10 protein-coding genes are annotated in these 9766 nt (G+C 69.5%); 1 reads left to right on the forward strand and 9 read right to left on the reverse strand.

The genetic code is table 11. The features are described 5' to 3' along the window. Position 1: 1 nt before the first annotated feature. From ACFYYF_RS26535 to ACFYYF_RS26550, 4 genes are all read right to left on the reverse strand, one after another. A complete protein-coding gene (locus ACFYYF_RS26535; RefSeq protein ID WP_361686822.1) occupies positions 2–295 on the reverse strand; it encodes a SelT/SelW/SelH family protein in 294 nt (97 codons plus the stop codon). Then, the gene (locus ACFYYF_RS26540) at positions 292–1206 is read right to left on the reverse strand and encodes a HipA family kinase (protein ID WP_388779926.1); all 915 of its coding nucleotides are present in this window, start codon (positions 1204–1206) and stop codon (positions 292–294) included. The genes ACFYYF_RS26535 and ACFYYF_RS26540 overlap by 4 nt, the downstream gene beginning before the upstream one ends. 126 nt (positions 1207–1332) lie before the next feature. Beyond that, entirely contained in the window at positions 1333–2385 is a 1053-nt protein-coding gene (locus ACFYYF_RS26545) for a 2-oxoacid:ferredoxin oxidoreductase subunit beta (RefSeq protein WP_388779927.1), read from the reverse strand. Continuing rightward, on the reverse strand, positions 2375–4285 hold the full coding sequence (locus ACFYYF_RS26550) for a 2-oxoacid:acceptor oxidoreductase subunit alpha (protein WP_388779928.1): 1911 nt from the start codon (positions 4283–4285) through the stop codon (positions 2375–2377). Before ACFYYF_RS26550 ends, ACFYYF_RS26545 begins: the two co-directional genes overlap by 11 nt. Positions 4286–4896: 611 nt before the next feature. Here ACFYYF_RS26550 and ACFYYF_RS26555 point away from each other — a divergent pair. Further along, positions 4897–5553 (forward strand): response regulator transcription factor, encoded by a 657-nt coding sequence (locus ACFYYF_RS26555; protein ID WP_361686831.1) that lies wholly within the window; start codon positions 4897–4899, stop codon positions 5551–5553. Between the two features lie 160 nt (positions 5554–5713). Here the strand turns inward: ACFYYF_RS26555 and ACFYYF_RS26560 are convergent, their stop codons facing one another. The 5 genes from ACFYYF_RS26560 to ACFYYF_RS26580 form a co-directional block, all read right to left on the reverse strand. After that, positions 5714–6013 carry an acyl-CoA carboxylase epsilon subunit gene (locus ACFYYF_RS26560; protein WP_388779930.1) on the reverse strand — a complete coding sequence of 100 codons (300 nt, stop codon included), beginning with the start codon at positions 6011–6013 and terminating at the stop codon, positions 5714–5716. A 77-nt stretch (positions 6014–6090) separates the two neighbouring features. Further along, entirely contained in the window at positions 6091–6528 is a 438-nt protein-coding gene (locus ACFYYF_RS26565; protein WP_361695503.1) for a DUF6069 family protein, read from the reverse strand. 117 nt (positions 6529–6645) lie between these two features. Then, a complete protein-coding gene (locus tag ACFYYF_RS26570) occupies positions 6646–8175 on the reverse strand; it encodes an FAD-binding oxidoreductase (RefSeq protein ID WP_388779932.1) in 1530 nt (509 codons plus the stop codon). Positions 8176–8403: 228 nt separating this feature from the next. Beyond that, the gene (locus tag ACFYYF_RS26575) at positions 8404–9066 is read right to left on the reverse strand and encodes a DsbA family protein (RefSeq protein WP_388779934.1); all 663 of its coding nucleotides are present in this window, start codon (positions 9064–9066) and stop codon (positions 8404–8406) included. Positions 9067–9136: 70 nt separating this feature from the next. Next, on the reverse strand, positions 9137–9766 hold a 630-nt coding region (locus ACFYYF_RS26580; RefSeq protein WP_388779936.1), incomplete at its 5' end, for a carboxyl transferase domain-containing protein.

Below are 9766 nucleotides of genomic sequence, written 5' to 3' on the forward strand. Positions count from 1 at the left end.
CTCAGTCCGCAGCTTCCGCCGTACGGTCCGAGTGGCCCAGGGACTTCTCCGGGGCCACTCGGTCGCGCACCAGGCGCTTGACCGCCGTCGGCTCGGGGAAGCCCTGCTCGCGGCGGTCCCAGATCACCTCGTCGTTGACCCGGACGACGAAGACGCCGCCGGTGCCGGGCTTGAGGGACAGCTCGTCGAGCTCCGCCTCGAAGGTCGTGAGCAGTTCCTGGGCCAGCCAGGCCGCACGGGGCAGCCAGCGGCACTGGGTGCAGTACTCGATCTGGACCCGCTGGACGTCCGTCATCCCAGATGCACCGACCAATCCTGTTCCGCCGCCGGTTTGCCGTGCAGGTCCGGGACGCGCTTGAGCCAGTCCGGGCGCCCCCGCTGGGTCCGCTCCGCGCGGTCGGCGTCCTCGGCGGCGAGCTGTTCGCGGCTCGGGAAGTCCGTGGGGAGCCAGGCGGCGGAGGCGCGGACACGGGCGAGGAGGTAGCCGGCGTACACCTCGCGGACCGCGTCGGGGCCCGCGAAGCCCGGCTCGTCCATGAGCCAGGCGTCGGGCACCTGCGCCAGAATCGTGCGCAGCAGTTCCCCGGTGACCATCGGCGCCAGTTCGGCGTCGGCCGCGCGGGTGTCCGGGCCGTGGCCGCCGAGCGCGTGGCTCCTGAAGTCGTAGGCCTTCTCCGGCGCCGAGGCGTCCCAGCGGTGGTGGAAGACGAGGGCGGCGCCGTGGTCGATCAGCCACAGGCGGGGCGGCGCGATGCCGAAGGTGGGCCAGACCATGAGATTCGAACTGTGCACCGTGCGGTCCACGTTGACCGTGAGGGCGTCCAGCCAGATCACCTTGCCCGCCTCCAGCGGGTCGACCGGGAACGTCCGAGCGACCTCGGGCGTGAAGTCCTTCGCACCCGGGAGGTAGTCCATGCCGAGGTTGAGCCCGGCGCTGGCCCGCAGCAGGTCCTGGATCTCCTGATGGGGTTCGTGCTCGCCCGAGGCCGGGTCGAAGTCGACGAGGACCAGTTCGGGGAAGCGCAGACCGAGGGCGCGGGCCAGCTCACCGACGATGATCTCGGCGACCAGCGCCTTGTGCCCCTGGGCGGCTCCGGTGAACTTCACGACGTAGGTCCCCAGGTCGTCGGCCTCGACGAGCCCCGGCAACGAGCCACCCTCGCGCAGCGGCGCGACATAGCGGGTTACAGCGACCTTCCTCAGCATTTTCCAATGCCCCACGGTTCTTTCGCCATACATTCCACGGCACGCCTGGGACTTCCGGCCTCCGTCATGAAGGAACATAGTAACCAAGCGTGACAGCCGGGGCCGAACGCCGCCGTGTGAGGGCGGTCAGCCGACGACGGTCCAGGTGTCGCCGCCGGCGAGGAGGGCGGCGAGGTCGCCCTTGCCGTTCTGTTCGATGGCGGTGTCGAGCTGGTCGGCCATCTGGGTGTCGTAGACCGGCCGGTCGACGGAGCGGAACACTCCGATGGGGGTGTGGTGCAGGGTGTCGGGGTCGGCGAGGCGGGACAGCGCGAACGCGGTGGTGGGGGAGGCGGTGTGCGCGTCGTGGACCAGGACGTCGGCCTCGTTGTCCGGGGTGACGGTGACGACCTGGAGGTCGCCGGTGCGCGGGTCGCGGACCACGCCGCGGGAGGCGTCGGCGCCGAAGCGGATGGGCCGGCCGTGCTCCAGCCGGATGACCGCCTCCTCGGCGGACTGCCGGTCCTTGAGGACCTCGAAGGCGCCGTCGTTGAAGATGTTGCAGTTCTGGTAGATCTCCACCAGGGCGGTGCCGGGGTGGGCGGCGGCCTGGCGCAGCACGTCGGTCAGGTGCCCCCGGTCGGAGTCCACGGTGCGGGCGACGAAGGAGGCCTCCGCGCCGATCGCCAGCGAGACCGGGTTGAAGGGGGCGTCCAGGGAGCCCATCGGCGTCGACTTGGTGATCTTGCCGACCTCGGAGGTCGGGGAGTACTGGCCCTTGGTGAGGCCGTAGATGCGGTTGTTGAAGAGCAGGATCTTCAGGTTGACGTTGCGGCGCAGGGCGTGGATGAGGTGGTTGCCGCCGATGGACAGGGCGTCGCCGTCGCCGGTGACGACCCACACCGACAGGTCGCGGCGTGAGGAGGCCAGGCCGGTGGCGATGGCGGGGGCGCGGCCGTGGATGGAGTGCATCCCGTAGGTGTTCATGTAGTACGGGAAGCGGGAGGAGCAGCCGATGCCGGAGACGAAGACGATGTTCTCCTTCGCCAGGCCGAGTTCGGGCATGAAGCCCTGCACGGCGGCGAGGATCGCGTAGTCACCGCAGCCGGGGCACCAGCGCACTTCCTGATCGGACTTGAAGTCCCTCGCGGTCAGGCGGACTTCGGCCCTCATCGGTGCGGAGAGTTCGTCACTGGGCATGGATGGCCTCCGAGAGAGCCCGCGCGAGCTGTTCGGCCTTGAACGGCATGCCGTTGACCTGGGTGTGGCTCCGGGCGTCGATGACGTAGGCGGCCCTGACGAGGGTGGCGAGCTGGCCGAGGTTCATCTCCGGGATCACCACACGGTCGTAGGAGCCGAGGACGTCACCGAGGTTGCGCGGGAAGGGGTTGAGGTGGCGCAGGTGCGCCTGGGCGATGTGTTCTCCCGCGGTGCGCAGCCGGCGGACCGCGGCGGTGATCGGCCCGTAGGTCGAACCCCAGCCCAGGACAAGGGTGGTGGCCGCGGTGTCGGTGCCGGCGGTGGGGTCGTCGACCTCCAGGTCCGGGACGTCGATGCCGTCGATCTTGGCCTGGCGGGTGCGGACCATGAAGTCGTGGTTGGCGGGGTCGTAGGAGATGTTCCCGCTGCCGTCCTGCTTCTCGATCCCGCCGATCCGGTGCTCCAGCCCCGGAGTTCCGGGAACCGCCCACGGACGGGCCAGGGTCTGCGGATCACGCTTGTAGGGCCAGAAGACCTCGGTGCCGTCCTCCAGCGTGTGGTTCGGACCCTGCGCGAACTGCACGCGCAGGTCCGGGAGTTCGTCCGTCTCCGGAATGCGCCACGGCTCGGAGCCGTTGGCCAGGTAGCCGTCCGACAACAGCAGGACGGGTGTCCGGTAGGTCAACGCGATCCGCGCCGCCTCCAGCGCCGCGTCGAAACAGTCGGCCGGCGTGCGCGGCGCCACGATCGGCACCGGCGCCTCACCGTTGCGCCCGTACATCGCCTGCAGCAGATCCGCCTGCTCGGTCTTGGTCGGCAGACCCGTCGACGGGCCGCCGCGCTGGATGTCGATGACCAGCAACGGCAGTTCGAGGGAGACGGCCAGTCCGATCGTCTCCGACTTCAGCGCCACACCGGGACCCGACGTCGTCGTCACGGCCAGCGAGCCGCCGAACGCCGCGCCCAGCGCCGCGCCGATGCCCGCGATCTCGTCCTCGGCCTGGAAGGTGCGCACCCCGAAGTTCTTGTGCTTACTCAGCTCATGCAGGATGTCGGAGGCCGGGGTGATGGGATAGGAGCCCAGGTACAGCGGCAGATCCGCCTGCCGGGACGCCGCGACAAGGCCGTACGACAGAGCCAGATTCCCCGAGATGTTCCGGTACGTACCCGTCGGGAACGCCTTCGACGCCGGCGCCACCTCGTAGGAGACCGCGAAGTCCTCCGTCGTCTCACCGAAGTTCCACCCCGCCCGGAACGCGGCCGTGTTCGCCGCGGCGACGAGGGGCTTTCGTGCGAACTTCACGGTCAGGAACTTCTCCAGACCCTCGGCCGGACGGTTGTACATCCAGCTCAGCAGCCCCAGCGCGAACATGTTCCTGCAGCGCTCGGCCTCCTTGCGGGGCAGGTCGAATCCGGCCAGCGCCTCCACCGTCAGCGTGGTCAGCGGCACCGGATGGACGCGATAGCCGTCCAGCGAACCGTCCTCCAGCGGTGACGCCTCGTACCCGACCTTCCGCAGCGCCCGCCCGGTGAACTCGTCGGCGTCGAGGACGATCTCGGCGCCGCGCGGCAGGTCGCCGATGTTCGCCTTCAGCGCGGCCGGATTCATCGCCACCAGCACGTCGGGGGCGTCACCCGGCGTGAGGATGTCGTGGTCGGCGAAATGCAGCTGGAACGAGGAGACGCCCGGCAGGGTGCCTGCGGGCGCGCGGATCTCGGCGGGGAAGTCGGGCAGCGTCGAGAGGTCGTTGCCGAACGAGGCCGTTCCCGCGGTGAAGCGGTCGCCGGTGAGCTGCATACCATCCCCGGAGTCCCCCGCGAATCTGATGACCACCCGGCTCAGCCGGCGGACCTCTTTCGCTTCCGACGAATGATCATCCACGGCCTGCACTGATGACATGTTCACGCTCCCCCTATTCGGAATGGCGTCAAGATCGAGCCAGTGAGTGCGTCGGCCACAAGGTGGCCGATTCATCCCTGCTTATTCACAAAGTGTCTCGATAGTGTGTTCTTTTGGGCAGGACCATGTGCTCCACCTCCGAGGGGAGTGACTTGTCGCACGTATACGTCGTACGCGGGCTCGTGTACGATGTATCGCGAGAGTCTGGAGTAGCTGTACACGGGGGTTGACGAAATTGGCCGAGCGACAAAGAGGCAGGCCGGAAACGGCAGCATCTGCGGGTTGAGTGATCACGAAGAGCCGGTCGCCGCACAGCGGGACGTCGGCGCGCGATTATTCCCCGATTTCTTATTGTTGCGACCGCGTTTCCAATTTCGTTTATTCATCGATTGTCAATCATTGATCTTTGACGGATCGACTAACTGGTCTGTACCCTCGGAGAAGGACCTTCTATTGCTTGGTGCGACGCCGACTTAAACGGATGAATACAGGGGGAATCACGGATGGGGCATCATTCCATAAAGTTTGTCCAGCCCGACACGCCGCACCAGGTCGCCGTGCGGAATGCGCAGGTCAGGCCCGAAGCGAGGCGAGCGCGAAAGGCGTTACGCGTGCTCTCCGTCGACAGCGAGCCGCAGGTGGCGAAGTCGCTCATCCGCAACCTGTTCCGGCACGGCTTCCAGGCGGAGAGCGTGCCGACCGGCGCTCAGGCACTGCAGCGTTTCCGGAGCGCCGACCTGTTGCTTCTCGACCTCGATCTGCCCGACCTCGACGGGGTCGAACTCTGCCGCAGCATCCGGTCCGTGTGCGACGTGCCGATCATCGTCGTCACGGCTCGTGACTCGGAGTTGGACCGGGTGCTCAGTCTGCGCGCCGGCTCGGACGACTACGTGACCAAGCCGTACAGTCTCGCCGAGCTGATCGCCCGCATCGAAGCCGTCATGCGCCGGGTCTCCGCTCAGCCAGTCTCTGCGGAGGAGGCCATCACGGTCGGTCCCCTCGGCATCGATCCGCGTGCCCGGGAGATCAGCCTCGACGGCCGGCCCGTGGACGTGACGCGCAAGGAATTCGATCTGCTGTATCTGCTGGCCTCGCAGCCGGGCAGGGTGGTCACCCGCCGGCAGATCATGGCTCAGGTCTGGAGGGACTCCCGGTCCGCGCCGGGGCGCACCATCGACACACATGTCAGCAGCCTGCGGAGCAAGCTGGGATCGAGCGACTGGATCGTCACCGCCCGCGGTGTCGGCTTCCGCCTGGGGCATGCCTGACCCACCCGGACCAAGGTCCGAGTGCGGACCCGTTCGGTCAACGGCGACCGGCCGGTCCTCCGCCTCCCTTCCGGGCCCGTCGTGGCATCGCCGACGGGACGGCCCGCCCTGCGGGCGAGGCCCCCGTCGAGGCTCCGCGCCGACCGCCGGAGGAGTCCCCTCACGCGGCGCCGCGCCAGCCCGGCCCGGGGTCGGCGGCCCATGACGTGGCCGTCCCGCGCCGTGCCGAGAACGGCGTCCATCCGGCGCCGGTCCGCGAGTCCTCACCCGTCTCCCGCGACGCCCGCGCGGCGCGCGCGGACAGAACGGCGGAGAGCGCCACCGCGACCGCGGCGACCTCCTCGGCCGTCGGAGAGCCGCTGACGACACGCCAGGGGTGGTCGGTCGGCGTCGGCGAACCGTCGCTCGTGCCGTCCTGCCCCGTGCGGTCCTGCCGGACGTCGTCCTTCCGTACTGCCATGGTTCCTCCCCGAAAGACGTCGGCGGCCCTCCGGAACCCGTTCGGGTTCCGGAGGGCCGCCGGGCGAACCCCGTGCGTCAGGCGCGGGACCTGCGGATCGCCTCCAGCGCGGCGACCGCGACGAAGCCGACGAACAGGTGCATCGTGATCAGAGTGGCGGCGGTGCCGCCGTCGGTGTCCTGGGTCAGCGGGCCGATGGCGGTGAGCAGCGCCGCGGCACCGCCCACGAACTGGCCCACCCGGAGGAACACCGGCTTCCAGCGGGCCAGCAGCACGGTGGCCGTGATGCCGATGACCGGCGCGGCGACGGACATGAAGATCACGTCACCGGCGCCGATCTCGTCGGGCTTGCCGTTGAGCTCCAGGACCAGCGAGGCGCCGGCGGCGTCACCGATGAACAGGACGATGAGATCGACGACCGCGGCGAGCACGGCGGCCCCCGCCGCCGCCTGCCACGCGGGCAGCCCTCGTCGTCCGGGAGCGGTGGAGTTGGCAGCGGGGATACTGCTGGTCATGAAGCCCTCCGGGCTGTCGTGCCGTGCCGGGACCGGGAGTGCCCCGGTCCCGGCAGGGTGTGTCGTGAAGATGAGGCGTTCGCCTCCGGCGCGAGGACCTGACGCCCGGGCGGTTCGTCAGTTGGGGTCCAGGGACAGGGCGTGCCGGAAGACGTTCTTGGGGTCGTAGGTGTTCTTGACCCGCTGGAGCCTGGGGTAGTTGCCCTTCCAGAAGAGCGAGTACCAGGGCACCCCGGACAGGTTCTGCGCCGGGTCGCGCATGTCGATGTCGGGGTAGTTGATGTAGCCGCCGTCCTGCTGGGCGTTGGGCGCGGGGAAGCCGCCCGTCTCCGCGTGGACGTTCTTGCGCAGCGTGCGCAGCCATTCGACCTCGATGTCGTCCTGCGAGGCCTCGGACCAGTTGTTCGAGTACCAGAGCTTGATGACGGAGTCCCGCTGCGGGATCGCCGTCGCGGACGACGACACCGTGTTGATCCTGCAGCCGTAGGCCGCCAGGTACACCAGGCCGACCCCGTAGTGATTCGGGTCGGTCAACGAGCGGTAGACCGCGCCGACCTGAGTGACCGTCAGCGGCTTGCGCAGATGCCCGCCCATGGACTTCTGGCGCGAGTAGGCGCCGTAGCTGGCGGTCGGCTCCAGGGCGATCTCCAGCCAGGTGCCTTCCGTGACGTCGACCGTCGGCTGCACCCCGACGCCCGCGTTCACCGCTCCGATGTAGTCGTCGTGGAGCTGGGCCGTGTTCGCGAGCGTGGCGTCCATACGGATCTCCAGCTGAACCGTGCCCGCGATCGACGAGTGCAGCTGCAGCGAGCTGTGCATCACCGCGTACGGAGATCCCGGAGCGCTGTTCGCCGCGTGCCAGGCGCCGTGGTTCAGCACCAGCCGCGTGAAGCCCGCCTCGGTGAGCTGTGCCCAGGGCCAGGTCACGATGGTCTTGCGCATCCGCGCGGGCGGCTTGGGCAGCAGCGAGGACGCACCGCCCGAGGTGCCCGGGGTACGGAACCAGAACCGCGTCACGATGCCGAACCCGCCGCCGCCACCGCCGGTGTGCGCCCACCACAGGTCGCGGTGGGGGTCGTTCTCGTTGCGGGTGGCGATGACCGTACGGGCTCTGCCGCCCCTGTCCGCGACGACGACCTCGACGGCGTACAGGTGGTCCACGACGAGTCCGAAGCGGCGGGACAGCGGGCCGTACCCGCCACCGGAGACATGACCGCCGACGCCGACCTCCGGGCACACACCGCCCGGGACCGTGACGCCCCAGCCCTCGTACAGTGCCTTGTAGACCTCGCCCAGCCGTGCGCCGGCCTGGACGGCGAAGGCGTTCATCGCCGGGTCGAAGGTGACGCCCTTCATCTCCGACAGGTCGACGAGCACGCGGAACTGCGGGTCGTCTACCAGCTTCTCGAAGCAGTGACCGCCGCCGCGCACGGTGACGCGCCGGTTGTCGGCGATGGCACGGTTGACGGCCTTCTCCACCTGGGACGCGCAGTGCACGAGCCAGATCTCGTCCGGCGTGGCCCTGAAGCGGCTGTTGTAGCCGCGGCCCGCGAGCTCGGCGTACCGGGCGTCACCCGGCCTGACGATCACCTCCGGATCGACCTGGGCGGCCGCGCGGGCGGCGGCCTCGGCCGCGGTCGAATTCAATGCGGTGAACCCCGCAGTGGCACCGGCCACCGCAATCGCGGAGCCCAGGAACCTGCGTCGCGAGAACATGATGAGCCCTATCTGTGCTGGGATGCCGACAAATCACCGCATCGGCGGATGCGGACCGGGGGTGGACTTCAGCCAACCAGGCCCCGTGGCACGGCATCACGCGCTTGACATGGATCTGTCGTGCCTCGGTGGGAAAGCTGAGGTTCCGGACACCCGGGTTCAGCCGTGGGGGGCGGATCGCGCCGCCTCGCGCAGTGCCGAGAGCAGCACGGCCTCCGGCTGGGATCCGGTCAGCGGCGGTGCGCCGTCGACGAAGAACACCGGCACACCGGTGACGCCGAGCCCGCGCACGCGGTCGAGTTCGGCGTGCAGCCGGCCGGTCTCGGCGGTCGCCTCCGCGGCCGTCTCCGGGGCGGATTCCGCCGCCCCCGGGCCGGATTCGCCCGGCATGACGCCGACTTCGCCGGCGAGGCGGGCGAGGGTGGCCGGGTCTCCGATGTGCAGTCCGTCGGTGAAGTGGGCGCGGAAGAGACGCTCCACCATCTCCTCGGCCCTGCCCTGCCGCGCGGCCCGGGCGATGAGCCGGTGCGCCTCGAACGTGCCGGTGGCCAGGGCCCGTTCGTAGTGCAGTTCCAGCCCCTCGGTGGCGGCCTGCTCGGCGAACCGGAGGGTCTGCCGGACCGCCTGCGGGCCGAACACCCGCTCCAGGACCGGGAGCAGAGGCTCCGCCTCGGTGCCCGCGCCCGGCGCGAGCTCGAACGGCAGGAACTCCACCTGGACGCGGTGGCCCTCGGCGCGGAGCCGGTCCGCCGCGCGGGTGAAGCGGGTGTAGCCGAGGTAGGAGTGGACGCAGATCACGTCGAGCGCGATGCGCACGCGCACGGTCGCACTCCTTGCCGGTTGCTGCTGCATGTGTGGTGTCTCCATCGGGACGACAGGGTCGACCGCCCTGTCACTGGGGCTGGTTGCCGTGTTTGCGGGAGGGCAGCTCGGCGTGCTTGGAGCGGAGCATGGCGAGCGACTTGATCAGGACCTCGCGGGTCTCGGCGGGGTCGATGACGTCGTCGACCAGCCCGCGCTCGGCGGCGTAGTACGGGTGCATCAGCTCGGCCTTGTACTCCTTGACCATGCGCACGCGCATCGCCTCGGGATCGGCGGCGTCGGCGATCTGACGGCGGAAGATGACGTTGGCGGCACCCTCGGCGCCCATCACGGCGATCTCGTTGGTCGGCCAGGCGTAGGTGAGGTCGGCGCCGATGGACTGGCTGTCCATGACGATGTAGGCACCTCCGTAGGCCTTGCGCAGGATGAGGGAGATCCGCGGCACCGTCGCGTTGCAGTAGGCGTAGAGCAGCTTCGCGCCGTGCCGGATGATCCCGCCGTGCTCCTGGTCCACGCCCGGGAGGAACCCGGGCACGTCCAGCAGCGTGATGATCGGGACATTGAAGGCGTCACACATCTGCACGAACCTGGCCCCCTTCTCCGAGGCCTCGATGTCGAGGACGCCGGCCAGGGACTGGGGCTGGTTGGCGACGATGCCGACGACCTGGCCGTCGAGGCGGGCCAGCGCGCAGATGATGTT

Source organism: Streptomyces sp. NPDC001914 (assembly GCF_042891215.1).
GTDB lineage: Bacteria > Actinomycetota > Actinomycetes > Streptomycetales > Streptomycetaceae > Streptomyces.